We start from the raw sequence: 26422 nt of genomic DNA, 5'->3' as shown, positions 1-26422 counted from the left end.
CACGATGCCGTATACCGTGATCCCCACCGACATCCCCGACGTGCTGATCCTCGAGCCCAAGGTCTTTGGGGACGCGCGCGGGTTTTTCTTCGAGAGCTATAACCAGCGCGATTTCGAGGCGGCCACCGGTCTGCACGGCCTCACGTTCGTGCAGGACAACCACAGCCGCAGTCGCCGCGGTGTGCTGCGCGGGCTGCACTACCAACTGCCGCCGAAAGCGCAGGGCAAACTCGTGCGCGTTGTGCGCGGTGCGGTGTTCGACGTGGCGGTCGATATCCGGCGCGATTCGCCCACGTTCGGCCGCTGGGTGGGTGTGGAGCTCAGCGAATCGAACCACCGGCAACTGTGGATTCCGCCGGGGTTCGCGCACGGCTTTCTCGTGCTCAGCGACGAGGCGGACTTCCTCTACAAAACCACTGACTACTACAGTCCCGCGCACGAGCGCTGTATCCGGTGGGACGATCCGACGCTGGCGATAGAGTGGCCACTTGCTGAGGATGCGCCCCTCATTTCAGCGAAAGACGCGGCAGGCGTCGATTTCTCGCAGGCGTGTCTATTGTGAACGGCGTTGCTGTCTCGATCGTATCCCATGGGCACGGCTCGCAACTGTTGCCATTATTGCAGCGGATCGCGCGGGAAGGCTCTCGGGTGCGGCGGGTTTGGTTGACGTTTGATATTCCCGATCCTCAATGGCAATCTGCGCTGTGTTCCCAGATCTGGCCCTTCGACTTGAGGTTGCGAAACAATAGCCAGTCCAGGTCGTTTGCTGAAAATCATAATCAGGCGTTCAGGGCGGAGCAACATCTTGGCGAAAGTATCCCGGACTATTGGTGGGTGCTCAATCCGGATGTGACGTGGAATGATTTGATTTTGGAAAAGCTTATTCCGTATATGACGCCGTCGGACGTGGGTCTGGTTTGTCCGAGGCAGTTGGATTTGATCGGTAATGAACAAGACTTTGCTCGCGAACTGCCGACCCCGACTCGAATTTTTTACCGAATTCTGTGTCGCCTGATGGGTCGAGGGGGGCGTCCGCACAAGACGCCGGATTGGGTGAATGGTGCATGTATGCTGGTGCGCGGCAGTGCCTATGACGCTATTGGGGGGTTTGATGAAAAATACCGATTGTATGTTGAGGATGTTGATTTTTGTTTGCGATTGCAACTTGCTGGTTACAGTATAGGGGTGGCATCAGATGTTATCGTTCAGCATGTCGGACAGCGTCGCAGTCGTTACAGTCTGCGTCATGCTGTTTGGCATATAAGCGGGCTTTGCCGTTTGTGGCGTTCTGAGGTATATCGCCAGTACCAATCCCGTCGTCGCCACAAATGGTCAATCTGAGTGAATGTGATGAATATCGCCACGACGACTGCTCTTCCTGTCTCCCGCCGGCCGCTGTTGGGCGAAATTTTGGTTGCAGCTGGCAAGCTACAGCCGCGCGATTTGGATCGTGCGCTGCTGGCCCAGCGCGAGACACCTCAAACGCAGTTGGGTCAATTGCTCGTGCGCTTGGGGCTCGTCACGGAGTCGGATGTCCTGCAGGCGTTGGCTGAGCAGTTGAGTATCCCCGTCGTGACATTGGACGAGCTTCCGCCGTTTCCTGTGGAAGTGCCGGGTTTGATGCCGGAGTTTCAGCGCGCCCAGTTGGTTTATCCCATGGCGCTGCAAGACGAGGTTTTGACGGTTGCGGTGGCGCACCCAGAAGACGACTTTTTGCGCAAAGCGCTGCAGATGGTAACCGGTGCGCGCCTCGATCTGCGGCTAGCGTCTGAGGCGGATCTCGAAAAAGCCCTGCAAGGATCGCTGGTAAGTGCGGAGTCGGAAGATGCGCCTGATGGCATCGATGACACCGACGCCGCAGAATTTGTAGAGCACCTCAAGGACCTCGCCAGCGAAGCGCCTGTCATTCGCCGGGTGAACCAGATGATTGCGCGCGTCGTCGACCTGCGTGCCTCCGATATTCACCTTGAGCCTTTCGACGATGGGCTGCATGTGCGGTATCGGGTCGATGGTCAGATTCAGTTGCATGAGCGCTTGTCACCGAACCTGTCCGCCGCGGTGACTTCGCGTGTCAAGCTCATGGCGCATCTGGATATCGCGGAACGGCGTTTGCCGCAGGACGGACGTATTCGAACCCGTGTCAAGGGTCGAGAGCTTGATTTGCGTGTGTCAACCGTGCCGACCGCCCATGGCGAGAGCGTTGTCATGCGGGTACTGGACCGTTCATCGGTTCGGCTGGAATTGGATGAAATGGGCTTTGCCGCGGATACGCTGGCTGCTTGGCGTCGCCTGCTCGATCATCCCTACGGGATCGTGCTGGTGACGGGGCCGACTGGGTCGGGTAAGACCACCACCCTTTACGCGTCCCTGGCCAAGCTCGATGCCAATGCCCAGAAAATCATCACGGTCGAGGACCCGGTGGAGTATCAACTCCCGGGGATCAACCAGATCCAGATTCATTCGGCCATCGGACTCACCTTTGCCCGCGCCCTGAGGGCGATCTTGCGGCAGGATCCCGATATCATCATGATCGGCGAAATGCGCGATACGGAAACCGCGCAGATCGCGGTCCAGTCGGCCCTCACAGGGCATTTGGTGTTCTCCACTTTGCACACCAATACAGCGGCCGGAGCAATCGTGCGGTTGCAAGACATGGGTGTGGAGCGTTATCTGATCACATCCAGCGTCATCGGTGTGCTGTCTCAGCGCTTGGTGCGACAACTTTGTGTCCATTGCAAAGCGCCATATGAGCCCCCGCCCGCCCTGCTGGAAAGCCTTGGTTTCGGGCGCTTGGACGTCGCCAATCCGACGTTTTGTCGGGCGGTCGGATGCGAGCGCTGTCGTGGAACGGGCTACTGGGGGCGCACGGGAGTACACGAACTGTTGGTGCTCAACGATGAGCTCCGTCGCCGCATTCTGGATGGGAGTGACACCAGCGCGCTTCACGCGCATGCGGTTCAAGCGGGCATGCGCAGTCTTTTTGAAGACGCGCTGCTGAAAGCGGCGCAGGGGCTCACCAGCTTGGAGGAAGTCCTGCGCGTGGCGCAGGAGCACACCGATGCGTGAATACCGGTATCAGGGGGTGGATGCGCGAGGCCAGCCGGTCGTGGGGGTACTGGCAGCCAGCGATGCCGCGGACGCGCTGCGGCGTTTGCTAAGCCAAAGTGTCGCCGTTCACCGCCTGGATGAAGCAGACGGGGCTTCGCCCCCTGCGCCTCAGGCAGTGGCCCACGCAGGGACCTCTGCGTCCGCGGGCACCGCGCGGTTTTCGTTGCGTCGCCGGGCGGGTCAAAAGTTCAAGCGTCGCGACATCCAGCTCTACACAGGCGAACTGCTCACCATGCTGCGGGCAGGGCTATCACTCGATCGCGCCCTGCGCTTGCTGGAGCAACTCGCGCTGCCGACCGAGCTGCTGCACATCAATCAACAGCTGTTGGACGATATCAAGGCGGGTCAGTCCTTCAGTCGGGCCTTGGCCAAACATCCGCAGGCATTCGACGATTTCTACATCAACATGGTTCGCACCGGCGAAATCAGCGGCCAGATGGCTGATGCGTTGGCCCGCGTGCTAGACCATCTCGAGCGTGTTCGCCAGCTCCGCGACAAGGCACTGGCCGCCGCCACGTATCCGGCCATACTGGCTGTCGTGGCGGTGTTGTCGCTGCTCATCATGCTCGTGTATGTGGTGCCACAATTTCGGCAGGTATTCGGTGATATGGGGGATCGCCTGCCCGTGGCGACGCGAGCGGTGATGGCGCTCAGCCAAGCCGTTACCGATCACGCCCCGGAACTCGCGGTGGGGATACTGGTGGGATGCGTCGCCATGGTGGCGTGGTGGCGCTCCCCATCAGGGCGACTGCGTTGGTTGCGCTGGCAATACCGGTGGCCGGTGTTGGGTGTTCTACGGCTCCAGTACGAACAAGCCCTCTTCGCCCGCACCCTTGGGACACTGCTGAGCAGTGGGGTCAGCCTCGTGACCGCCTTGACGATCGCCGAGGGCGCCTTCCGTAACCCAGAGCATCGTCAGCGATTGCACCGTGTGATGGCTGACGTCAAGCAAGGGCGACGCTTGGCCGACGCGCTGGCGGAGCTTGCGATCTTCGACACGCTCTCTGTCAATCTTGTCCGGGTGGGTGAAGAGACCGGGCGCCTTGCCGGCATGTGGCAGGAGGTCGGCCATATCCTGGAGCGCGACGTGCAGGCCAGGCTGCAGCGGTTGCTCACCCTGCTGGAGCCCGTGCTCATTTTGGTCTTGGGTGCAATCATCGCGGGTATCATCATCTCGATCCTGCTGGGCATCCTGTCCGTCAACGACCTCGCCCTATAATCTGCCGATGAAACCCAAGGGCTTATCTTTCGAACATCGGGGCTCGGTATCTCCCCGGCGGGGGGCTGGCTTCACCCTCGTTGAGTTGCTGGTCGTTCTCGTCATCCTGACGCTGCTGGCCGGTCTCGTGGGGCCACGCTTCCTGAATCAGCTTGGCGGTGCCAAAAGCAAGACCGCTGCGGTCCAGATTGCGGACCTCGAAAAAGGTCTCGACCTTTTCAAGCTGGACGTAGGCCGCTACCCGACCACCGAAGAGGGCTTGCAGGCCCTGGTGACAGCGCCCGCGGGGGTCAAGGTGTGGAACGGCCCGTACATCAAAGGCAACGTGCCGGTCGATCCGTGGGGACGGCCGTACCGCTACACCATGCAGAACGGCCGCATCGAGATCGTCTCGCTCGGCGCTGACGGTGCCCCAGGCGGAGAAGGGGAGGATGCTGATATCCGCAACAGCCCATAGCGCCGGCTGGACCGTTCGCCGTGGCCCTCGAAACCGGCGTTCCAGCGCCGGTTTCACGTTGGTGGAGCTGCTCGTCGTTCTGTTGATCATGGGCATGGTGGCAGGCGGAGCCGGCGTTGCGATCGACCGCTGGCAGCGTCACGCCGCCTACCGTGAAACCGCCAACCGGATCGAGCGGGGGCTTCGCCTCGCCCAGGATCAGGCCGCGCGAACCGGTCGGCCGGTGGCGTACGTATTCGACCTGCAGGCGCGTCGGCATGGCGTTTGGATGCCCACCGCAGCCGAACCGCGCTGGGACGGCACCTGGCCGGCGGATCTACAGTTACGCGTGACCGTTGCCGAAGGGGCCGTGCCTGCCCCGTGGTTAGGGATCGTCTACATGCCAGACGGCGGTGGTACCGGGGGCACTGTCGACCTGCTGCGCGCCCCGGAGGTGGGGGCGCGCCTTCGGATCGACTGGATGACGGGCAGCCTGCAGCGCCAGGAGCTCACGCCGTGAAGCCGTCCCGACGACGTTCCGTAAAGAGTCGGTTGCAACGGGGTTTCACCGTTCTTGAGGTGCTCGTGGCCCTCACCATCATGGGCTTTTCCATCGCCTTGCTCTATCGGAGTCTGGGTGACAGCGTCCAGAAAGGGGCGGATCTGATCGAGCGGCAAAGCGCCCTCATCGCGCTGCAGGGCCTGCTCGACGCATTTCCGGATCGTCTCCCGGGTGGCGACTGGTCTCAGCCAGAGCAGGCCGGATCCCTGGGCTGGCAAATCGAACCCGCTGTGCAGGATGTGCCCCCCGCGACGATAGAGCCGTTGCAGGAAACGCCGGTCGTCTCATCGGGTGGGGATATCGAGCAGCCGCTACCCGTGCGAATGACCGTTCGCTGGGGCTCGGGCCGCACGCTCAGTGTCCTCACCTGGCGCCTGCCCCCCCCGGTGCCGCGGGATACGCGGCCATGACCGCACGTCTCGGTGGGCGGGGCTTCACGTTGGTGGAGGTGCTGGTCGCCCTCGTGTTGCTGACCTTGCTCACGGTGGGGGTGGCGGGCGGGGTGCGTGCCGTGGGTGACACCCAGGCCCGGGTCCAGCGACTAGCCGATCGCGTTGAACACATGGCGGCTGTCCATCGTTGGCTCATGGCCGCTGCAGCGCATCCTGTCCGCGCGGTTGAAGACGTGTCGGGTGCGGGCATGCGGCGATTGCGCTTTCAGCTCGCCCAAGACAGCCTCACTTGGGTGGGTCTGATGCCCCCGCGCCCTGCCATGGGGGGCGAAACCGAATTCCGCCTTGCGCCGGAGGCGCACCCTGAAGATCCCCAGCGATTGCAACTCGTGCTGCGCTACCGTCCGCGTGGCGACACATCCACGGACGAGGCGACAGACTGGACACAAGCCGCGCGTGAGGTCTTGGTGGCCGATCTCGCTTACATTCGCATCGAGGTGCAGGGGAGGCGCCCAACCAACTGGCCGCCCGCGCAGCCGTGGCAAGACGACTGGCGGACCGATTGGCCCTCTGAAGCCGTCGAGTTCCCGCGTGCGATCCGCCTGTTGATTGAAGACGACCGAGGCCCATGGCCGCCCCTGCTGGTACCGATCATGCCCACCCTGCCGAGTGTCGAGCCGCTCGAGAGAGCCGTCATCGGTGGAGGCAGTGTCCGGAGGTAGCCGTGGGGCGTCACGCCTGTCTATCCGGTATCCCCGCAACGTCCGACCGTGCCGCTTACGCTGGCGGGATGGCCATCGTCGCCGTCCTCTGGATCATGGCGGCCCTCATCAGCGCCGCCGTTGCCCTGACCGCCTGGGTGCGTGATCGGGCGGCTCAGCGTTTCCAGGAAACCGCCACGGTGCACGCCACGGCGGTCGCGCAAGCCGCCTTGCTGCAATTGCTCGCGCACCCCAGCGCACAGGCCGACGGCCCCATACGTCGCTGGCGCGTCACCATCGGGAAAGACGAGGTGCTGATCCAGCGCACCTCTGCCCACGGTGCCGTCGATCTCAACCACGCGCCCGCCGACCTGATACAGGCTGTGTTGCGCCATGCAGGGGGGCTCGATGCTGGCGAGGCGCAGCGCTGGGCGCAGGCGATTGTCGACATCCGCCAGCGCGCAGCCGCCCAATCCCGGCCGGCGTTTCAGTCGGTGCAGGATCTCTTGCAGCGCCCGGGACTGCCGCTGCACCTCTGGCTCCAAGTAGAATATGCGCTGACCGTTGACAGCGGGGACGCGGCCGTCGATCCCTACGCGGCGTCGCCCGCCGTCCTGCTCTGCCTCGCCCAGGGCGATGCGGCGCGGGCCGCGCAATGGGCGCTGGCGCAGTCCAACGCCGCTCCCATGGACACCACCGCGATACCGGCCCAGTGGTTGCGGCAAGGCTCCTCAAACCGCTGGGTGTGGACCGCGCGCGTCGCCATGGGAGAGGGCCAGGAGCTGCAGCTCTCCTGGCTCGTGGAGCGCGCCGGTGCCCCGTGGCCGTGGCGGTTGCTCAAGCAAACCACGCGTGTGGCGCAGCCTCAGCCCGATGCGCCCACCCCAACCTGACACCATGCCCACACTGTCCGAAGCCTCCCCTCTGCTGCGCGCAATGCGGGCGCTGTGGCGCATGCTGGTTTCCCGCGTGGCCCATGGCCTGCGGCCCGCGGCCCTCGTCAGTATCCAAACCGAAGCGGCGCAGGATGCGTCAACCGTGCTCGTGGACCTGGACGGGCGTGTCCTCGATCCGCCGCCCCACCGCTGGCGGCGGTGGGGGGTGCGGCACTGGCCTGCTCGCTCGGTTCCCGAGGAGCTGGTGTTGCGCAAGTCCTGGCATCAGCCACCGATGGAGCCGGCCGCCCAGCGCGCGGCCATCGAGCTGCGGGGGCAGCTCCAGAGCCCCTTTCCCCCGCGGGACACCTTGTTTTTCTGGCGTGCCTTTTCCCAACCCGATGGGCACACCCTCGTGCACGCAGCGTGGCTGTCGCGGGAGCGAGTGGCCGCTGCCCTGCCGGACGAGCCGGGCAAAACCCCACTCTCCGTCTGGCTGGCACTGCCGCCCGGCGGGCCACAATGGGTGCCGGTGCCCGATGCGGCCTGGCAGCGCGTGCGGCGCTGGTGCCGCTGGCGCAGCGCCCTCAACGGCGTGCTCTGGGTGGGGGCGCTGGCGCTTATGCTCGCCGCGGCCCTCAGCCCCAGCTGGCACCTGCGCGCCCGTGTCCTCGACGCCACGGCGCAGTGGGCGGCCCTACAGCCGATGGCCGCGCCCGCGCTGGCCAGTCGGGAACAACTCACCCATGCGGTCGAGCACATCCGGGCCTTCGACGAGTTGGCCGCTCAGCGGCGCGATCCCGTTCTGGTGCTCGACTGGCTCACGGCCCAGCTCCCCGACGACACCCACGTCAGCGAATTCGAGCTGGACGGCTCCACCCTGCGCATACAAGGCCTCACCCCCAACGCCGCGGCGCTCATGCGCCGCCTGGGCGAGCAGCCCGGAGTGGCCAGTGTCAGCGCCACCCGCGCGGCCACCAAAGTCCTGGGACTGGGCAAAGAATCCTACGCGATCGAAATCCGATTCGGCGTCGATCCCTTGGCACCCGGCGCAACAGCCGCCAGTACCCCCCAGCCGACCAGCGCGACGCCATGAACCACGCCCAACGTGATACCCATGAGGCCCCCGCGCCGGCACCGCGTGCCGCGCGGTGGTGGTTCGCTCTGCGCCAAGCGTTGCCGTCACTGGCGCTGCTGCTCCTCGTGTTGGCGCCATTGGCCATCGGCGGTGCGTACGTCTACCAAAAACACCGCTATGCCCTCGGCGTCCTGGACGACCTGCAGCCCCGCTATGCCCGTCTGCTCGGCCTGCAACAAAGCGCGGACACGTTGGCACAGCGCGCGCAGCTCGCCCAGGTCGCGCTGCAACAGCGCCTCTACCCGGCGGACGCCGACCCGGGTGCCACCGCCAACGAAGCCCTCCAGCGTGCCCGCGCGCTGTTGGAGGAGGCTGGCCTCAGCATCGAAGTCAGCCAAACCGCTCCCGTGCAAGACGAAGGCCCGGCCCTGCAGCGCATCGGCCTGACCTTCACCGCCGAGGGCGACATGGCCGCCATCGTCGCCGGCATGCAAAAACTCCAGGCCGCCCAGCCCGTCATCGGCGTCCTCAAGACCACCATCCGTCCTGCTGGCCTGACACCGCCCAGCAGCAACCCCAAACTCAAAGTCCAGCTCCAGCTGGCGGTTTGGAAACCCCGATCATGATCCGCTGGCTGCCCCTGACCTCCGCGCGTATCGCTGGCGTCCTCCTGTTCGCGGCCGCGCTGGCCACTGCGCTCCAGTGGCTGCGACCCACGGGGTACGAGAGCGCGCCGCCCGACGCGTGGCTGACCTGGGCGCAAAGCGCCGACCCCTGGGCCATCCTGCGCGATCCCCGCTCGGCCATACGGCCGTATCAACCGCGTTGGTTACCCCCGTCGCCCATCCTCCCGGCCATCCCCGACGCCCCGGCGCCGTGGACCACGACCACCGTGGGTACCGCGGCGATGTTGGAGCGGCCCCTCTTCGTGCCCAATCGCCGCCCGCCGCCACCGCCGCCCCCGCCCGAGGCCGCCGCGCCCCCCGATCCCCTGCAGGGGGCCGTGCTCGTGGGGACGATGGCGGGCGAGCGCCCCATCGCCATCGTCCGCCTGGGCGACGGCACGCGCCGCCTCGCGGTCGGTGCCGACGTCGGCGGCTGGACGCTCAACGCGGTCGAACCCACGCAGGCCACCTTCGCCCGTGGGGACGAAACCCGCACCCTGGCGCTGACCGCCGCGCCGCTTGGGGCGCCCAATCCGCAAGCGCAGGCGGCCGCGCCCACCGGCGCTGCGGCGGCCCCTGCTGGCGCGACGCAGAACCTGCCGCCCAACCTGCAGGAAGTGCTCGAGCGGACCCGGCGCGAAATGGAAGCCCGTGCCCGCGCTCGTGCCGCGGCGGGCCTGCCGCCGTTGCGCTAACCCCCCAGACCCATGCAGCCCCACGTGTACCCACGACACCCTCCCGCCATGACGCTGCCGATTCACCCCTCCCGCCGCCCGTCCGCCCCTGCTGAGTGGCGGCGTACGGCCGCCGCCGCGGCGGCCATGCTCACGCTGTTCGCTGCCGCCGGTTGTGCGACGGTGCCCGGCCCCGCCGCCGACGCACAGCCGCCCGGCGAGTCGGCACCATCCCAAACGCCCGTGGCGGCCCTCGCCGTGCCTGCCGATGCCGGTGATACCGCCGCGTCGGTGTCCTCCGCGCCGACCGCGCCACGTGACGACGCGCCGGCCGTGGCAGCACGGCCCGGCGAACGCCTGCTGCGCGGCAACGACCGCGTCGTCGCCCCCAACCGTGCTGCGGCCGTGTCCGGGGCCAACACCGCGCTGCGCTTCGAGGCCGCCCCTCTGCCCGACGTCGTCCACGCCATCCTGCGCGAGCTGCTGCAGGTCAACTACGTCGTCCACCCCCCGCTCAACGGCACCGTGACCCTCTCCACGGGCCAGCCCGTCAGCGCCGAGCGCGCCCTCGTGCTGCTGGAGGCGGCGCTGCAGGCCAACGGTTACCAGATGGTGCGCGACCCCGCCGGCACCTACCACGTCGGCAAGGCCGAGCAGCTGCGCGCCGTCGTCCCCGGCGTCGCCGTGCGCGACCCCGGCACCGCCGCGCCGCTGCCCGCCGGGCAGGGCGTCCTCGTCGTGCCGCTGCGCTACATCGGCGCAGCCGAGATGGCCGCCATCCTGCGCCCCTTCATGCCCGACGGCGCGCTCGCCCGTGTCGACGGCCTGCGCAACCTTCTCGTCTTTCAGGGCACGCGCAGCCAGATCGACGGCTGGCTCGACCTCGTGCAAACCTTCGACGTCGACCTGCTGCGTGGCATGTCGGTCGGCGTCTTCCCGCTGCAGCACGTCAGCGCCCGCGACGTCGAAGCCGCGCTGCGCCTGCTCGCCGCGCCCGGCGGCGGCGCGGCGGCGCGCGCGTCCGCGCCCGTGGCGACAGGGCAGGGCGGGGCGGCAGCCCCCAACACCGCCACGCCCGCTGCCGAAACCGCGCTCTCCAACGCCCCCTTCCCGCTGCTGGGGGCCGTGCGCGTGCTGCCGCTCGAGCGTGCCAACGCCGTCGTCGTCGTCAGCCCCCGCGCCGAATACCTCGACCTTGCGCGCGAATGGATCGCCAAGCTCGACGTGCCAGGTCTCGGCGGCAGCGACAACCAGCTCTTCGTCTACCGCGTGCAAAACGGCAACGCCCGCCACCTGGCTGACGTGCTGGCTGGTCTCTTTGGTGCCGGCCCCGCCACCCCGCAGCCCAGCAGCGGCGTCGCCCCCGGTGCCACGCCCACCACCGCCACCAGCGCCACCAGCGGGGGCAACTTCGCCAGCCTGCCCGCCGCGGCGGGCCAAAGCGCCCAACCCGCCGCCAGCCCCGCCGTCACCCTGAGCGGCGGCCTGCGCGTCATGGCCGACCAGTACAACAACGCCATCCTCGTCTGGGGCAGCGCCGGCCAGTACCGCCAGATCGAACAAGCCCTCAAGCGCCTCGACGCCGCCCCCACCCAGGTCCTCATCGAAGCCTCCATCATCGAAGTCCAGCTCGTCGACGACCTGCAATACGGCATCCAGTGGTACTTCACCGACCGCCACGGCAGCAACAGCGGCAGCGGCGTCCTGAGCGCCCTGGCCAACCTGGGCAACGCCTCCGGCGCCTTCACCTACACCCTGCGCGGGGCTGATGGCAACATCCGGGCCGTGCTCAACGCGCTGGCCGAAAAATCCCTCATCAAAGTCATCTCCAGCCCCAGCCTGATGGTGCTGGACAACCACACCGCCAGCATCGTCGTCGGCAACCAGCAGCCCGTGCGCACGTCCGAGACCGTCACCACCGGCGGCAACGTCACCACCAGCATCACCTACAAAGACACCGGCGTCAGCCTCACCGTCACCCCCTCCGTCAACGCGGGCGACATCGTCAGCCTGCAACTGCAGCAGGCCGTCACCGACGTCGGCGCCATCGACACCGCCACCGGCCAGCGCGCCTTCCTGCAGCGCCAGATCGGCAGCCGCGTCGCCGTGCGCTCCGGCGAAACGCTGGTGCTGGGCGGCCTCATCCGCGACAACAGCACCGCCGGCAACGCCGGCCTCCCCATCGCCAAAGACATCCCGCTGTTCGGCTGGCTCTTCGGCGCGCAAAACCGCAGCGCCAACCGCACCGAGCTGCTCGTCCTCATCACCCCGCGCGTGCTGCGCAGCGCCGACGACAGCGCCGCCATTGCGCAGGAGCTGCGCCAGCGCATGCAAACCCTGCTGGGTTCGGGCCTGCACAGCACGCTCCCGCCACCGGGCGTGACCACGCCGCCGGCGGCCCAATCGCAACCTGCCATCCGACCATGAAGCCACGAACCATGCCCACCCCGCACCCCCTCGTACCCATTGTCGCCACCGCCCGGGCCGACAGCGCAGTCGCGCCCCCTGCGCGGGCCAAGCGCCGCCTCGCCACCGCGGCCACGGTCGCCGCAGTGCTCGCCGCCACCGTGGCCGGCTGCGCTACCGTCCCGGCCGACCCCGTCGCCGCGGCCGAAGCCGTCGTGCGCACCCGCGCGCAACAGCGCGCCGACGCCATCGTCCGCGGCGACGCCGCGGCCGCCTACGCCCTGGCCGCCCCCAGCTACCGGCGCCTGGTCACACCGGAGGTCTACGCCACCCGCCGTGCCGCCGCGCCCGTGCAGTGGAAAAGCGCACGCGTGCACGACGTGCAGTGCCCCCTGCAGGACGGGCTGCACCCGCCCGTGCGCTGCGCCGTGCGGCTGGAAGTCACCAGCGAGCCGCGCCTGCCCCTGCCCGCCAGCCTACGCGCCCCCATCACCGGCTTCGTGCAGGAAACCTGGGTGCTCAGCGATGGCCAGTGGTGGGTGTTGGAAGAACTCTGATGGCGGTCCACGGATGGCATCCTAGGGTAGACCCCTATGTCGCATCGCTGCAACACTGTCAACGAATGGCGATTCGTCCCGTGGTGTGCCCCCCGGCTTGTGCTACAGTAAGTGGCGCGAGTTGTTCTTCACATTCGCGAGTCAACCACAACTCTGGAGGTTCCATGAAAAAGTCTTCCATCGCACTCGGCGTCGCCGCGTTGATGGCTGGTGCGGCTCAAGCTGGTATCGTTCAAGGTAGCGCGAGCACCATCGCGGTCAACCCCAACGGCATCGGCCACAAGCTGGTCATCCCCTACTTCACCACGCAGGGCAACAACGCCACCCTCATCAATATCGTCAACACCGACCGCACCAACGGCAAGGCCGTGAAGGTGCGCTTCCGCGGTGCCGCCAACTCCGACGACCTGTACGACTTCCAGGTGCTGCTGTCGCCGGGCGATGTGTGGACCGCTGCGCTGACGCAGGGTGCCGATGGTCGCACGCAGTTGACCACCTCGGATAACTCCTGCACGCGTCCGGCCTCGGTCAACGGGTCCTTCCTCACCGGTCGTCTGGACCCCAACAGCACCCGTTCGCTGGAAGAGCAAACCCGCGAAGGCTATGTCGAAATCATCAACATGGCCGATATTAATTCCACCTCAGCCCTTTTTACGGCCATCAAGCACGGCAGCAACGGCAAGCCCGGCAACTGCAACGCCGCTGCGGTGACGGCGCTGGACGACGATAACCTGGGTCAGGCGTCTGCGACGGCTTCATACACGGCGTTGGGCCTGAGTTTCCCGAGCACCGGTCTGACGGCCGACTGGATCATCATCAACCAGGCCACCACGGCGGCGTGGTCCGGTTCCGCCACGGCGTTCGAGGCGCGTGGTGGTACTCCTGCTGCTGCCACCACCGCCAACATCGTTTATTTCCCGCAGTCGGGCTCTGGCGTCTCGACGACCACCGCGGGCCTGTACAGCTCTGACCCGCTGTTCATCAACGGTGACGTCCAGGCGGCGTATTACGACTTCCCGGATCTGTCGACGCCTTACATCAATAGCGTCACCGCGGCCGGTGTGTATCGCAACACACTCGCTAGCACTATTGCCCGCTCGTCGGTCATCAACGAGTTCGTGACCAGCGATGCCATTGCCGCCCAGACCGACTTGGTGTTTAGCCAGCCGCTGCGTCGCTACTACGCGGCCGTGACCTACGGCGCCACCGCTGGGGTCGTGCGCGTCAACAGCGTCGGTGCTGTCGTGTCGACGGGTGAGGTGTACACGAGCAACAACACCGCGCTCATCAACCGCGTGCTGTGCGTGCGTCGCCCGACGGATAGCCAGTTGTTGGCGTTTGCCGCGTTCGACCGTGAAGAGCAGACGCTGACGCCGAGCGGTGCCGTGATCTCCCCGGGCACCCCGACGCAGTTCAACATCTGCGGCGAAGTGGCGGTGACCTCGATCAACGCGGGCGACAACACCCAGCCGTCGGCGCTGAGCGCGACGCTGGCCCGCAACAACATCGAGCTGCCGTTCGCCGACGGTTGGATCCGCTTCAACACGACGCTGGATCCGGTGGACCAAGTCGGCACTGCTCCGAATGTTGTGACGGGCCTGCCGATCATCGGCAACGCGCACCTGCGTGCCGCCAACGGCGCGGTCAACTACGGCTTCACGTGGCCGCACAAGTACAATAACTGATCGATGTGACGTGACGGTGGCGGCGCGCCGCCACCGGTTGATTCGCGAATGGATGGGGGCCTCGTGCCCCCATTTTTGCTTTTGGTCGCGCATCGCGCGGCGGGGAGTCCCGCCATTTCGTTTTTGTTATCCTTACGCCTTTGTTCGCATGCGCTCCTGTTTCCTGTCGCGCTCACCAGCGAGCGCCCGCTTGCGAGCACGCTGGATGCCGTGGGTGATACCCGCGTACGGCGCCGGCCGCGCCCCAGCGCGTCACTCACCTGCAAGGCCCCCATCGCATAAGGGATGGACCGCTCGTCTTTCGCGTTGATCATGATGACCCGCTTGGTTTTTGCTACCTCCTTTCTCCCCGCTTCGGCGTCGTTCCGCCCGGGCCGGTTGGCGCGCGGGCTGTGCGCGCTGGCGCTGTGTGCCACCCCGGCGATGGCGCAAACCTTGCTGCAGCACCCGCAGGCCCGCTTGGAGGTCGACGATTTGCTCGCGGACTGGGCGCGCCTGCCCGCCGCGCAACAGTCGCTGGTGCGCACCAACCCCGGCGCCATCCGCCAGCAGGCCGACGCGCTGCTGGTGCGCCGCGTGCTGGCCGAGCGCGCGCTGTCCGAGGGGCTGGCCAACGATCCGCTGGTGCAGCGCCAGCTGCAGATCGCCCGCGAACGTGTGCTGTCGGACGCACTGCTGGCGCGCGTGGACGCCCGCGCGGTGGCCGACCCCAAGGCGGTGGAGGACATGGCGCGCCTGCGCTATCAGGCGCAGCCGGAGCGCTTCGCCGTGCCGGAGCAGGTGCGCGTGCGCCACATCCTGCTCACCGGCGACGACGCCGAGGCCCGGGCGCAGGCGCTGCTGGCGCAGCTGCGCAGCGGGGCGCTGAGCTTCGAGGCCGCCGCGCGCGAACACTCCAAGGACCCCGGCAGCGCCGCCCGCGGCGGGGATTTGGGCTTTTTCGGCCGCGGCCGCATGGTGGCCCCGTTCGAGGAGGCCGCCTTCGCGCTGCAGCAGCCCGGCGATCTCGCCGGCCCGGTGCGCACCGATTTTGGCGTGCACGTGCTACAACTGGTGGAGCGCCGCCCCGCGGGCAGGTTGCCGTTCGACGAGGTGCGCGACACGCTGGTGCAGGAGGTGGAGCGCGCCTTGCGCAACCAGGCCCGCACCGAGCTGCGCGACGGCATCCTCAAGGAGGTGACGGCCGACGACGCGGCCATCGCCAACCTGGTGGAACCCGCGCCCGCGCAGTGACGGCCCCGCACCCGTCCGGTTCCCCGTGGCAGCCGCTGCGCCGCGCGTGGGCGCAGCGGCATGTATTGCGCGCGTTGCTGTGGCGGCAGTGGCGCGACCGCTACGCTGGCAGCGCCCTGGGGCTGGCGTGGGCGGTATTGCAGCCGCTGGCGCAATTGGCGGTGTATGCGCTGGTGTTCCAGTGGGTGTTTCAGGTGCGGCTGCCGCAGGCCGCACCGGGCCAGCCGTATGTGGTGTGGCTGGCGCTGACGCTGTGGCCGTGGTTGGCCCTGCAGGATGCGCTGGTGCGAGGGGCGGGGGCCGTCGTGCAACAGGCAGCGTTGGTGCAAAAGGTGGCCTTCAGCAGCGCATGGCTGGTGGTGGCCGCGGTGGGCGCGGCGTTTGCCCTGCACGCCGTGGGCCACGCGGTGGTGCTGGCGGTCTTGTGGGCGCTGGGGGCGCGGTTTTCCGGCTGGGGCTTGCTGTGGCAGTGGCCGCTGGTGTGGCTGGCGCTGCTGCTGGTGGCGCTGGGTGCGGCGTTCTGGCTGGCCGCCGCGCAGGTGTACGTGCGCGATATCGAGCCGCTGCTGCCACAGGTGCTGCCGCTGCTGATGTACGCGAGCCCGGTGCTCTACCCGCTGGCGTTGGTGCCCGCCGCGCTGCAGCCCGTCGTGGCGGCCAACCCGCTGACGGGGCTGCTGGAGCCGCTGCGCGCTGCGGCGTTGGGCTTGGGGCCCGGTTGGTCCGCGTCCCAGGCGGCGCTGGCGCTGGCGCTGTGCGCGGGGTGGGCGGCGCTGGGGTGGTGGGGGTTTGACCGCCTGTCGGCGGATTTCGAGGACGCGCTGTGAGCGCCTTGGCCACCGGGACGGATGCCGCCCCCGTGTCGCCGGGCGGTGCGCTGGCGCGTGGGCCGCAGATGGCGCCGGGTGACGTGCTGGTCGAGCTGCGCGGCGTCGGCAAGGACTATCCGCTGGCACAGGGCTGGCGGCGCTGGGCGCTGTTGTGGTCGGCGTGGCGGCGGCAGCCCCCGGCGGGTGCGGTATTCACGGCGCTCGATGGGGTGGACCTGACGCTGCGCCGCGGGCAGTCGTTGGGCGTCATCGGTGTCAACGGCGCGGGCAAATCGACGCTGCTCAAGCTGGTGGCGGGCGTGGCGCGTCCCACGCGCGGGCAGGTGCTGCGCCACGCGCGCGTAGCGGCCCTGTTGGAGCTGGGCGCGGGTTTCCACCCCGAGTATTCCGGGCGTGACAACGCGCTGCTGGCGTGCGCGTTGCAGGGGCTGTCCGCCGCGCAGGCGCGCGCCGCCTTGCCCGAGATTCTGGCTTTTGCCGACATCGGCGCGCACATCGACCTGCCGCTCAAGACGTACTCCAGCGGGATGGTGGTGCGGCTGGGCTTTGCGGTGATGACGGTGCTGCGCCCACAGGTGCTCATCACCGACGAGGTGCTGGCCGTGGGGGACGAGGCGTTCCAGAAAAAATGCATGGCGTGGATGGAGCGCTACCTCGCCGACGGTGGCACGCTGTTGCTCGTATCCCACGGGATGTACCATGTGCAAAAACTCTGCGCCCACGCGCTGTGGTTGCACCAGGGCCGTGTGCAGGCATACGGCGACGCGTTGGCGGTGACGCGCGACTACCTGGCCTGGCACGAGCAGCGCATGGCCCGCAGCGCCGCGGTAACGGCTCCGCCAGCGGAGGCGGCGGCGCTGCAACAGGCCGGGGCGGCGGCCCCGTATCGGGTGCTGCACGCCTGGGTCAACGGTGCGCCTGCATCGGATGGGGTGGTGGTGGCCACCGGTCAGCCGCTCACCGTCAGCGGCGTGGTGCTGGCCCCCGATGGCGGCGATCCCCATGTGGCCGTCGGTTGGGCGCGTGCCGATGGCAGCGCGATTTACGGCACGGTCACGGACATGGCGGGGGTGCGCGTGCAGCGGCTGGATGCCCAGCATCACGGCTTTGCCCTGCGGTTCGAGTCGCTGCCGCTGTTGCCCGGGCGCTACGAGCTGCGGCTGCACGCGATGGATCCCCCGGCGCTGCGGCTGTTCGATCATGTGCACATTCCCGTGCAAGTCGTGGGCGACACGCGGGAGCTGGGCGTGGTGCGGCTGCCGCACCGGTGGCTGGCAGTGCCCCCGGACGGGGCACCCGACCCCGCGGTCGGCTGGCCCGGCTGGCCGCTTTGCGACAATAGCGCTTTTGACCGTTGACATCACAGGGATACGACGTACCCATGAAACCGGCCACGCCCACTCGCGTCTCCGTGCCCACCGCCGACGGGTATTTCCAGCAGGGGTTTGCCGCGCACCGCGTGGGTGATGTGACGGCGGCCCAGCGGATGTACGAACTCGCGCTGACGCTGGACCGGCAGCACGGCCCGGCGTTGCACATGCTGGGCATCACGCTGGCGCAGCAGGGCCGTTACGCCGACGCGCTGGAGCCGTTGCGCCGCGCCGCGCGGCGGCTGCCCAACGATTTTTCGGTGCACAACAACCTGGGCAACGCGCTGGTGAAGGTGGAGCAGTACGCGGACGCGTTGCGCGCGTTCGACCGCGCACTGGCGCTGTCCCCTGGGCACGTGCAGGTGCTCAACAACCGCGGCAATGCGCTCTACGGGCTGGGGCGCTACGCCGACGCCATCGCCAGCTACCGTGCCGCCATCGATGCCGCGCCCGATTATGCGGACGCGATGGCCAACCTGGCCAAGGCGTTGCTACAGGCGGGGCAGCCCCATGAGGCGCTGCGGTGGGCAGAGCAAGCGGTGGCGCTGGCCCCGCAGCGGCCCACGGGGCACGTGGCCAAGGGCTGGGCGCTGCTGGCGCTGGACAAGCCGAGCGAAGGCGCGCTGGCCGTGGGCCAGTGGCAGGTGCAGGACGACAACCATGCCGAGGCGCAATACTGCCGCGGGCGTTGCGCCGCCGCGCTGCACCGTTACGACCTGGCGTACCCGGCGCTGCAGCGCGCGTACGCGCTGGACCCCAAGTTGCCGGAGCTGCTGGAGTCATTGGCGGACGTTGCCGGGCGCGTCGGCGAGCACGAGGCGGCTGCCCGCTACGCCGCCACGCTGCGCGAGCGCGCGGCGCAGGGCGACGCCATACAGGCGATGGCGGCGCTGGCCGCGCAGAGCGAGGTGCTGGACTGGACCGATTACGCCGCGCTGCGCGATCAGGTGCGGCAGGCCGCCGCCGAGGGCAAGCCCTATCGCGCCTCACCGTTCAAGGCCCTGCAGGTGTGGGACGATCCCGCCGTGCAGCGCCGCATGGCCCGCGATTACGCGTTGGCAGTGGGCTGCGCGGCGGATGGGGGCCGCGGCCACGCGTGGCCCGCACCGGTGGCTGACCGCATCCGGGTGGCGTACCTGTCGGCGGATTTCCGTGAGCATCCGACCACCCGCTTGGCGGCCGCCACGTGGGAGGCTCACTGCCGGCAGGGCTTCGAGTGGATTGGGGTGTATTTCGGCCCGGCACGTGACGCCGAAAAGGACGCGCTGCACGCGCGCGCCCGCGCGGCGTTCGACCGCTTCGAGGTCATCACGGACATGGACGACGACGCGGCGTTGGCACACCTGCGCGCGCTGGACATCGATATCGCGGTGGACCTGATGGGCTACACGCGTTTTGCGCGCGCCGGGCTGCTGGCCCGCCGCGTGGCACCGGTGCAGGCGGCGTATCTGGGCTACCCGGGCACGACGGGGATGGACGCCATCGACTACCTGCTGGCGGACCGCTGGGTGGCACCGCGCGAAGCGTGGCCCCATTTTTCGGAGCGGGTGGTGTGGTTGCCCACGACGTATCAGGCCAACAACCGCGAGCGCGTGGCGGCCGAACCGCTCCCGGCGCGCGCGCAGTGGGGGTTGCCGGAGTCGGCGTTGGTGCTGGCCTGTTTCAACAACCCGGCCAAAATCCAGCCGGAAACTTTTGCCTGCTGGATGCAGATCCTTCGGCAGGTGCCCGACGCCGTGCTGTGGCTGCTGGCCACGCACGCGGGGGTCGAGCAGAACTTGCGCGCCTATGCGGCCGAAGCCGGCGTCGAGCCCTCGCGTCTGGTGTTCGCGCCCAAAACCGGGCACGCCGAGCACATGGCGCGCCACGTGCTGGCGGACCTGTTCCTGGACACGTGGCCGTACAACGCCCACACCACGGCGGCCGATGCGCTGTGGATGGGCGTGCCGGTGCTCACGATGGCGGGCCACGCGTTTGCGGCCCGGGTGGCGGCGAGCCTGCTCGACGCGGTGGGTTTGCCCGAGTTGATCACCGACACGCCAGAGGCGTATGTGCAAGCGGCGGTGGCGCTGGCACAGGATGCCCCGCGCCGCCAGCGCTTGCGCGAGCAACTGCTCGCTGCCCGTCACACCGCCCCGCTGTTCGATGCGGCCTTGCGCGCGCGCGAGCTGGAGGCGGCGTTTCGCATGATGCACGAGCGGCGCATGCAAGGGTTGTCGCCCGCGCCGCTGGAGGTGCCGCCGCAGGCGACACGGGCATGACGGGGCAGGTGTGAGCACGTCGTCGTCCCCCGTCTGGGTGGTCGTCCCCGTCTACCGGGGGCTGGAGGCCGTTCAGCGCTGTTTGCAAAGCGTCACCGCCGCGCAGAATCGCGTGCCGTGGCGGCTGCTGGTCATCGACGACGCCTCGCCCGAGCCCGCCCTGCGGGATTGGTTGCAGGCGTGGCGCACACAACAGTCCGGCCGCGTGCTGGTGCAGCGCAACGCGCGCAACCTGGGCTTCGTCCGAACGGCCAACAAGGGCCTCGCCCTGGCCATGGCGGAAGGGGCGGATGTGGTCTTGCTCAACAGCGACACGCAGGTGGCGCACGGCTGGCTCGATCGGCTGCACGCCGCGGCACACCGCGCCGACGACATCGGCACAACCACGCCGTGGTCCAACAATGCCACGATCTTCAGCTATCCCGCTTACCCAGAAGGGGGCGAGCTGCCAGCGGGGTTTGACGTTCACCGCATGGATGCGTTGTGTGCCCAGACGCTGCGCGCTCAGGCGGTCGACGTGCCCACGGCACACGGGTTTTGCATGTATATCCGGAGCCCATGCCTGATCCAGACCGGGTTGTTCGACGCCGACGCTTTCGGGCGGGGGTACGGCGAGGAAAATGACTTTTGTCTGCGTGCCTCTGCGCTCGGTTGGCGGCACGTGCACGCGCTGGATGTATACGTGCAGCACGAAGGCAGCGTCAGTTTTGGTGCGGAGCGGGCCGCGCTGGTGGCGCACGCCGCAGGGGTCATCCGCGCGCGTTATCCCGATTACGACGAGCGGATTCAGGCTTACCTGCGGACCGATCCGACGGCCGCGGCGCGGCAGGCGCTGGACGCGGCTCTGGCGTCATGGCGCGGGGGTGCCAATACCCCAACGGAGGATCGGGTCGATGCGCCGCGCGCCGCGCGTTGGCAACGGTGGCTGCGGTGCGTGCGTTGGGGCCGAAGCGGCTCGCAGCCATGAGTGTGCGCTCGTGGTGGGCGTATCGGGCGCTGCCGGCGCTGGCTGCCCGCCTCGGGCCCCGTGCTGAATCTTGGCTGCCACCGCCATCCGGCGACGTGCAAGCGGGTGCGCTGGCGGCAAAGGCCGCGGCGGCCGCCGTGAAGGACGAGCGCGACAGCGCGGCACCCGAAGCCGACCCGGCACCGTTTGCGATGCGACAGGCGCGTTACCTCTTGGCCGACCGGGTGGATGTGTACGCCATGACCGCCGTGGGCGCGGCGGGGCTGACGCGCTGGGCGCGAATCGAGGGCGATCTCCCGAAGCGCGGCGCGTACCTGGCGCTGACGTTGCATTACGGGGCGGGCATGTGGGCACATGCGGCGTTCGGTGAGGCGCACCGCGCCAGCCGGTGGCTCTACGCACCCGTCGCGCCGCCTGCCGACCGGTGGATGGCGTGGCTGATCCAGCGACGATTGGAGGCGTTGCAGCGTGTGATGGGCCACGCACCATTGCCAACGGGCGGTAGCGCTTCGCAAATCGTGCGGTGGTGGCAGTCCGGAGGAGGGGTGATGGCGCTGTACGATGTGCCCGTCCACGGACACCGCCGCTGTGTTCGCCTGAATACACGCCGACTGGGCCCCGTGTTTATTCCCTTGGGGTTGTTTCAAATGGCGGCGCAAAATCGCGTGCCGGTCTATTTTTACCGGTGCTGGATCAGCGCCCCGGATGGTTTGCGACGTGTACGAATCGCGCCACCGTTGTGCACGGACGACATTGGCGTTTTGCTCCGCCATGCTGCCGCATGGTGGGATGAGGCGCTGGACCATGACGCTGCGGCATGGCATTTCTGGCCAGGGCTGAGCCATTTCCAGCGCGCGCCAACGGGGGCCGTGATTCACGAACCCGACGAAATCTGAAATCGCTGCGACCACTGACGGGCGGCCCGCATCGCGGGCCGCTCGACGAGTCGGTAGCTCAGCTCGGCGCACAGCGCGGTGGTGCCGAGGACGATGAGCAGGGACGTCACGATTTGCGATTTGATTTCGGGCCAGCCCATCAATGCCGCGTACATGACGGGGAGGTGCCACAAGTACAGTCCGTAGCTGCGTTCTCCCATCCACTGCATCCAACGGCTGTCTAGCACGGTTCGATGCGTGGAGGCGGCGAACCCGGCGACCACCAGCGCCAGACACCCGGACAGCGCGGTGTTCCAAAACACGAGCAGGACCCCGCCGCGCCAGTAGGTGCCGATGTTGGTCATCAAGATGATATTGCAGGCGACGACTCCGGTGAGGCCGAGAGCGATCCAGTGTCGCGGCGACCGGACGTATGACGATCGCATCCATTCAGAGGCGCACATTCCAAATACAAAGCTACTGAGTACGCCAGCCGTGGTATCGAGTTTATATACAGAACCACTGTAGTCATCAAGAGAAAGCGTCAAGATGACGCCTTGGCGCCAAGCGGCCGTCAGCAAAATGGCAAGAAGCAAAACAACGCGCCACCCGACCCTGCGCATGAGCACAAGTAGGAACGGTAGGATCAAATAAAAGATCAGCTCGACGGGAAGGGTCCACCAAACACCGTTCACCGGTGCATGCATGCCAGGAGGCAGGTGTAGCCACAGAAGGATCTGTGGCCACAGGGGCTGCTCGAGCGGGTTGAGCGGCCAGCCCGGTAGCAAGGCGCCCGCCGCGCAGAGAACGCCGAGCTGCGCCCACACGGCGGGGTAGATCCGCGCGCTCCGTCGCAACAGGTAAGGTACAAGCACGTGCTCAGAAAGTGGGCGCGGGCTGTACGCGAGTGCCGTCGTCAATAGGTAGCCGGACAGCACAAAAAAAAGAAAAACGCCCTCGAATCCCAAGCTGTATAAGAGGGTTGGGTTCAACCATGCAACTTCGGGAACGCTCCATTGCGCTAACCGCGCATTGGCATCAGAAAAAAGTAAACTCCAGTGAAAAAGAAGAACGGCGAGGGCCGCGATTCCCCGCAAACCATGCAGCGGGGTGATAAACGAAAAAGAGGCGGTTGACGTGGCGGAAGGCATAGAAAACTGACGGCTGAGGGGGCGGGGTGTCGCGCGCTGCCGGGTTGAGTTAGGGCGGCGAACGTGGGGGCTGACGCCCTGCGCCCGTTGGACCGCGATACGCCGCATCCCGGATAATCCGTGCTGTGACCGCGACTGTCCGTACGCCCTCTGAACCGACCGCTGCCGCCGCGCGTCAGGCTTCCCCGTGGGTGTTGCATATCGTACCCCCGAACGGCGGCGGTGTAGACCGATGGATTCGAGACGCACTCTCCGCGCGTCCCGATGACAGCGTGTTGCATGTCAGCGACCGACAGTGGGTGCTGGAACTGCCAGGACATCGGTTTTTTCCGTTGAACCCAACGGACGAGCAGCAAGTGGCGGCGGCGATCGGCAGGCCAAGCTGCATTCACCTTCATTCTCTACAGGGTCCAGTCATGCATGCGGCGCTAGGCCTTCGCGGTTGGTTCGGCGCCGACGTGGGTATCACGGTGCACGATGTGGGCTTCGCGACACCCGATGCGCTGCAGGCACAGCGCATCACGTTACTGCGAGAGGCGAAATGGCTGGTCGTCCCCACCCGCTTTATGCGGGACACACTCGAAGCCTGGTGGGGCCGCTGCGCGGACGGACAGCGGTTGCCACCTCTCCATGTGATCCCCAACGGATGGAGGCCGCTTCAACCCTCCTCGTTGTCCCCGCGTGTGTCGGCGCACGACCGCTACGAAGTGGCCATGGTGGGCGCGATCGGAGCACACAAGGGCCTCGCGTTTGCCAACGCGGTCGCCAAGGCGTTGCCCGATGGCGTGCGCATCGTGTTGATCGGATACGCAGAAGGGACCTTGACGCCCGGATGGCTGGTGCCTGACCGCCTGTGGGTGCACGGCGTATTTCAGCCCGAGGCGTTGGAGGAGCTCTTGTCCACGTACGGCGCACGGGTCGTGTGGTTTGCCCCCGGTGTACCGGAAAGTTTTTGCTATGCATTATCCGACGTTTGGCAAGCGGGATGGCCTGCGATCGTGCCTGACATCGGCGCATTAGGGGAGCGTATGCGAGCCCAGGGTTTTGGCTGTACATACGACCCGAGCCTTTCCGTGGAGGGGGTTGCAACGCTCCTGACGGATTGGCTGAAGGATCCACCGTACCAACCCCGTCAAGACCGTCCGGTGGAGCGAGAGCCGAGTCTGGCTGAGACGATGGAGCAATTCGGGGTTTTATACACCGAAAGGTCGCAGGCGATGCAAGAATCGATATTTCCGGATGAAAATCAACTGCAGCGACTGGCTCAACAACATCTGGATAGCGCATTTTTTCGAAAAGAAATTCTGCGACTGCAAGAGGAGCTTATGCTGAGCAGGGAGCGAGTGAAAGCGCAAGAGGATAGAAATAGCGCATTGCTCCAAGAGCTCCAGCGGCTCGCGACATTGTATGATGCACGAGGGAATTGGATTTTAAAGCTGGAGGCTGATATCGAATCATTGCAGCGGAGTTTGGCTAATTGCCCTACGGTGGAAAGTCCGAAGGGGTTGGGCCATCGCGTGCGAGAAATGCTAAATCGTGTTTTAAGGAAAAATGGTGTATCGACCGATGATTGAAGTGATAACGGTTGTCTACCGTGCAAACATAGATGACCTGCGACAGTCGCTGACAATATTCGCGGGGGCGCGTAAGGCGGGTGTACCGCTAAGCTGGTGCATATGGCACAACGATGACGAAAAGCGATCTACATCCTACACAGAGTTGTATGAGGAGGCGAAGCGTCTCGAAGTCCCGCTTCGCGTGGAAGGCGGGATTGGTAATCTCGGCTTTGGTCGCGGAATCAACGCGGCATTGACGGCGACGGAAGCCAAATACGTCCTCCTGCTCAATCAAGATGCGAGCCCGGAGCCGGGTTCCATTGAGGCGCTGTGGAGTGAGGTTGCATCTGATAGCGTCGACGTCGCAGCGTGGGAAATGCGACAAATCCCCTATGAGCATCCCAAAAGATACAATCCCGTTACACTCGAGGCTGAGTGGGTGAGTGGTGCAGCAGTTTTGCTACGCGTCGATGCCATGCGAGCGGTTGGAGGCTTTGAGCCACGGATATTCATGTATGGGGAAGATGTCGATCTTTCGTGGCGACTTCGCTGTAAGGGCTGGCGGTTGCGTTATTTGCCTCGCTGTACTGTCATTCATAAAACATATTCAGCGCCGGATGAAGTAAAGCCCTTGCAAGTGATCGAGGGTATTTTTGCAAATCTATGTTTGCGCGCGCGATTTTCCGGTCGACGCCGTGTTTTGGAGGGGCTGATGATGGCGCTTGGAGAGCTCTTCGTGCCCGCATCATTCCCCGGGCGGCGTCGAGGAATTGTTCGCGCGATACTCAAGTTTTTCCGAAATTATTCATATTTTCGAAATACGCACCATTCGTCACCGACTTTTGAGCCGATTTTCAATGGTTGGGGTTTCGAGGAACGCCGTGAAGGGGCGTTTTTCGAGCTGCGCTCCGCGCAAGAGTGGGCGACAAAGCCGCAGCCGCTGGTGTCGGTGCTGGTCCGCACGCACAAGCGCCCGGCTTTGTTGCGTCAAGCGCTGGCTTCCGTAGCCAATCAGACCTGGCGTAATCTGGAAGTCGTCGTCGTGGAAGACGGCTCAAGCGAGGGGGAGACCGTTTGCAACGCATTTCGGGACAAATTGACGATCCGCTATGTTCGCCTTTCACCGGCTGTGGGGCGGGCGGCGGCGGGTAATCGTGCGTTGGCGGAGGCGCGTGGAGAATGGCTCTGTTTCCTAGACGACGACGATCTCCTGTTTTCTGATCATATCGAGGTTTTGGTACAGACGGTGCAGGAAAGCGGATTGCTTGGGGCCTATGCTCTGGCGTGGCGAGTCTTTTGTCGGACAGAGGATAACGAGCGAGGCGTGATTCGGGAGATATGGCACGATACGTTTCCTGATGAGCCCTTTTCACGTTATGTTTTGTGGCGTCACAATTTCATGCCGATCCAGTCAGTGCTCTTTCATCGCTCGTTGTATGAGCGTTATGGTGGCTTTGCCGTCGATATGGATCAGCTCGAGGACTGGAACTTATGGACGCGCTACACACTGGAAAATGATTTCGTGCAAGTTCGAAAAGTCACCTCACTGTATCGCGTGCCGGCCGATCCCGATCATTCGGCGCGTCGTCAGGCACTGTTGGATGCGGCCTACGAGGACGCGCTTAAACGGCAGCGTTCGATGAAGTTTTTGGCGGACCCGGAGATGATTCGAACAATGGCTTATGCGTACGCAAAGAGTAACGCTCTGATTCATCTTGGTGAGGATCAGGTGCGGCGAGTTTTCAACTCTGTTCCATATTTGCGCCGTGTTGCATCTTTGCGACATGTTTTGCAAAGGCGTTTTGGGCGAAAGTGAGTTAC

General features: G+C 66.3%; 24 protein-coding genes. 23 read left to right on the top strand and 1 reads right to left on the bottom strand.

Translation table 11 applies throughout. From position 1 onward, the window contains the following. Nucleotides 1–4: 4 nt before the first annotated feature. The 21 genes from rfbC to LCC91_RS10335 all read left to right on the top strand — a co-directional run bounded on the left by rfbC (nt 5) and on the right by LCC91_RS10335 (nt 21915). Entirely contained in the window at nt 5–562 is a 558-nt protein-coding gene (gene rfbC, locus LCC91_RS10435) for a dTDP-4-dehydrorhamnose 3,5-epimerase (protein ID WP_043698345.1), read from the top strand. After that, a complete protein-coding gene (locus LCC91_RS10430) occupies nt 559–1341 on the top strand; it encodes a glycosyltransferase family 2 protein (RefSeq protein WP_185974842.1) in 783 nt (260 codons plus the stop codon). The genes rfbC and LCC91_RS10430 overlap by 4 nt, the downstream gene beginning before the upstream one ends. A 9-nt stretch (nt 1342–1350) precedes the next feature. Beyond that, complete coding sequence (locus LCC91_RS10425; protein ID WP_043698343.1) at nt 1351–3066, top strand: GspE/PulE family protein; 1716 nt, start codon at nt 1351–1353, stop codon at nt 3064–3066. Continuing rightward, nucleotides 3059–4327, top strand: a complete 1269-nt coding sequence (locus LCC91_RS10420) for a type II secretion system F family protein (protein ID WP_143897321.1) — start codon at nt 3059–3061, stop codon at nt 4325–4327. The genes LCC91_RS10425 and LCC91_RS10420 overlap by 8 nt, the downstream gene beginning before the upstream one ends. A 7-nt stretch (nt 4328–4334) precedes the next feature. Continuing rightward, a complete protein-coding gene (gene gspG / locus LCC91_RS10415) occupies nt 4335–4784 on the top strand; it encodes a type II secretion system major pseudopilin GspG (protein WP_052231337.1) in 450 nt (149 codons plus the stop codon). Continuing rightward, complete coding sequence (locus LCC91_RS10410) at nt 4759–5283, top strand: pilus assembly FimT family protein (protein ID WP_143897322.1); 525 nt, start codon at nt 4759–4761, stop codon at nt 5281–5283. Before gspG ends, LCC91_RS10410 begins: the two co-directional genes overlap by 26 nt. Next, nucleotides 5280–5735 carry a type II secretion system protein gene (locus LCC91_RS10405; protein WP_197052532.1) on the top strand — a complete coding sequence of 152 codons (456 nt, stop codon included), beginning with the start codon at nt 5280–5282 and terminating at the stop codon, nt 5733–5735. The genes LCC91_RS10410 and LCC91_RS10405 overlap by 4 nt, the downstream gene beginning before the upstream one ends. Beyond that, entirely contained in the window at nt 5732–6439 is a 708-nt protein-coding gene (locus tag LCC91_RS10400; protein ID WP_143897323.1) for a prepilin-type N-terminal cleavage/methylation domain-containing protein, read from the top strand. The genes LCC91_RS10405 and LCC91_RS10400 overlap by 4 nt, the downstream gene beginning before the upstream one ends. Before the next feature lie 68 nt (nt 6440–6507). Then, nucleotides 6508–7311, top strand: a complete 804-nt coding sequence (locus tag LCC91_RS10395; protein WP_043698331.1) for a hypothetical protein — start codon at nt 6508–6510, stop codon at nt 7309–7311. Nucleotides 7312–7315: 4 nt separating this feature from the next. Then, a complete protein-coding gene (locus LCC91_RS10390; protein ID WP_185974845.1) occupies nt 7316–8389 on the top strand; it encodes a PilN domain-containing protein in 1074 nt (357 codons plus the stop codon). Beyond that, nucleotides 8386–8997, top strand: a complete 612-nt coding sequence (locus LCC91_RS10385; protein WP_052231335.1) for a GspMb/PilO family protein — start codon at nt 8386–8388, stop codon at nt 8995–8997. The genes LCC91_RS10390 and LCC91_RS10385 overlap by 4 nt, the downstream gene beginning before the upstream one ends. Then, nucleotides 8994–9731, top strand: coding sequence for a hypothetical protein (locus LCC91_RS10380; RefSeq protein WP_052231334.1), 738 nt, complete (start codon nt 8994–8996; stop codon nt 9729–9731). Before LCC91_RS10385 ends, LCC91_RS10380 begins: the two co-directional genes overlap by 4 nt. A gap of 48 nt (nt 9732–9779) precedes the next feature. Continuing rightward, on the top strand, nt 9780–12137 hold the full coding sequence (gspD, locus tag LCC91_RS10375; protein WP_185974846.1) for a type II secretion system secretin GspD: 2358 nt from the start codon (nt 9780–9782) through the stop codon (nt 12135–12137). Beyond that, nucleotides 12134–12673: a hypothetical protein gene (locus LCC91_RS13855; protein ID WP_143897325.1), complete on the top strand. Its 540-nt coding sequence runs from the start codon at nt 12134–12136 to the stop codon at nt 12671–12673. Before gspD ends, LCC91_RS13855 begins: the two co-directional genes overlap by 4 nt. A 164-nt stretch (nt 12674–12837) precedes the next feature. Next, nucleotides 12838–14358 (top strand): hypothetical protein, encoded by a 1521-nt coding sequence (locus LCC91_RS10365; RefSeq protein ID WP_224440917.1) that lies wholly within the window; start codon nt 12838–12840, stop codon nt 14356–14358. A gap of 312 nt (nt 14359–14670) precedes the next feature. Further along, nucleotides 14671–15591: a peptidylprolyl isomerase gene (locus tag LCC91_RS10360; RefSeq protein WP_221934143.1), complete on the top strand. Its 921-nt coding sequence runs from the start codon at nt 14671–14673 to the stop codon at nt 15589–15591. Next, nucleotides 15588–16418: an ABC transporter permease gene (locus LCC91_RS10355; RefSeq protein WP_052231331.1), complete on the top strand. Its 831-nt coding sequence runs from the start codon at nt 15588–15590 to the stop codon at nt 16416–16418. The genes LCC91_RS10360 and LCC91_RS10355 overlap by 4 nt, the downstream gene beginning before the upstream one ends. Then, entirely contained in the window at nt 16415–17779 is a 1365-nt protein-coding gene (locus LCC91_RS10350; RefSeq protein ID WP_197052531.1) for an ABC transporter ATP-binding protein, read from the top strand. Before LCC91_RS10355 ends, LCC91_RS10350 begins: the two co-directional genes overlap by 4 nt. A gap of 23 nt (nt 17780–17802) precedes the next feature. After that, nucleotides 17803–20052: an O-linked N-acetylglucosamine transferase, SPINDLY family protein gene (locus LCC91_RS10345; protein WP_143897327.1), complete on the top strand. Its 2250-nt coding sequence runs from the start codon at nt 17803–17805 to the stop codon at nt 20050–20052. 10 nt (nt 20053–20062) lie between these two features. After that, a complete protein-coding gene (locus LCC91_RS10340; RefSeq protein WP_082007412.1) occupies nt 20063–21019 on the top strand; it encodes a glycosyltransferase family 2 protein in 957 nt (318 codons plus the stop codon). 239 nt (nt 21020–21258) lie between these two features. Beyond that, entirely contained in the window at nt 21259–21915 is a 657-nt protein-coding gene (locus tag LCC91_RS10335; protein WP_143897328.1) for a hypothetical protein, read from the top strand. Here the strand turns inward: LCC91_RS10335 and LCC91_RS10330 are convergent. Beyond that, on the bottom strand, nt 21894–23045 hold the full coding sequence (locus tag LCC91_RS10330) for an acyltransferase family protein (RefSeq protein WP_185974847.1): 1152 nt from the start codon (nt 23043–23045) through the stop codon (nt 21894–21896). The two genes, LCC91_RS10335 and LCC91_RS10330, sit on opposite strands and share 22 nt — an antisense overlap. Nucleotides 23046–23170: 125 nt before the next feature. On the opposite strand from LCC91_RS10330, the gene LCC91_RS10325 reads away from it, so the two are divergent. Continuing rightward, on the top strand, nt 23171–24619 hold the full coding sequence (locus LCC91_RS10325) for a glycosyltransferase family protein (RefSeq protein WP_143897329.1): 1449 nt from the start codon (nt 23171–23173) through the stop codon (nt 24617–24619). Next, on the top strand, nt 24612–26417 hold the full coding sequence (locus LCC91_RS10320) for a glycosyltransferase family 2 protein (RefSeq protein ID WP_043698314.1): 1806 nt from the start codon (nt 24612–24614) through the stop codon (nt 26415–26417). Before LCC91_RS10325 ends, LCC91_RS10320 begins: the two co-directional genes overlap by 8 nt. Nucleotides 26418–26422 lie beyond the last annotated feature (5 nt).

The organism is Tepidimonas taiwanensis, assembly GCF_020162115.1.
Taxonomy (GTDB): Bacteria; Pseudomonadota; Gammaproteobacteria; order Burkholderiales; family Burkholderiaceae_C; genus Tepidimonas; species Tepidimonas taiwanensis.
Note: the sequence above shows the minus strand (reverse complement) of the source record. Positions and strands in the feature narration are given on the sequence as shown.